Genomic DNA, 667 nt, shown 5'->3' with positions numbered 1-667 from the left:
AAAATTACCCCCGTTAGTGTAGTGCTTCATTGAATGACTTTGCCACATTCGCTGCATCTTGACCCATCATGCTGTCGACCACGAGTAAAAGTTCCGTGGGATTGACAGTGTCGCTAATAGCCTGCATATCTTCCATTAATTCCTTATCCACATGGAGACAACCCGCCGTATCGATGAGTAAGATATCTATAAATTGCTTATTAGCCTGAGTTAAAGCTCTTTTGGCAATGTCAGTGGGTTTTTGATTGGTTTTCGAGGGAAAAAAATGTGCGTTAATTTGTCCTGCTAAGCTTTCTAGTTGTTTTATTGCTGCAGGGCGGTAAACGTCGGCTGAAACTACCATTACGGATTTTTTCTTTATTTCTTGAAGCCATCGTGCCAATTTGATGACAGTGGTGGTTTTACCAGAACCTTGGAGCCGGCCATCACAATAACAACAGGGGGGGGGGCATTCAGATTAATTTCTGCCTGTTCATCGCCGAGTATATGAATTAATTCATCCTGGACAACTTTGACCAATGCCTCGCCAGGTCGTACGTTGCCAATTACTTCTTGGCCGAGCGCTTTTCCGCGCACTTGATTAATAAAGTCCTTGACGACAGATTGGGCAACGTCCGCTTCCAGTAAGGCAGTGCTAATGTCTTCAAGGGTAGATTGGATGTTTTTT

General features: G+C 43.9%; 1 pseudogene. It reads right to left on the bottom strand.

From position 1 onward, the window contains the following. Window positions 1-19: 19 nt before the first annotated feature. Window positions 20-667 (bottom strand): annotated as a pseudogene (locus B1F79_RS04075) (signal recognition particle receptor subunit alpha); the annotation flags it as partial.

Source organism: Coxiella-like endosymbiont of Rhipicephalus sanguineus, from assembly GCF_018687865.1.
This window is presented reverse-complemented; position numbering and strand designations above follow the sequence as displayed.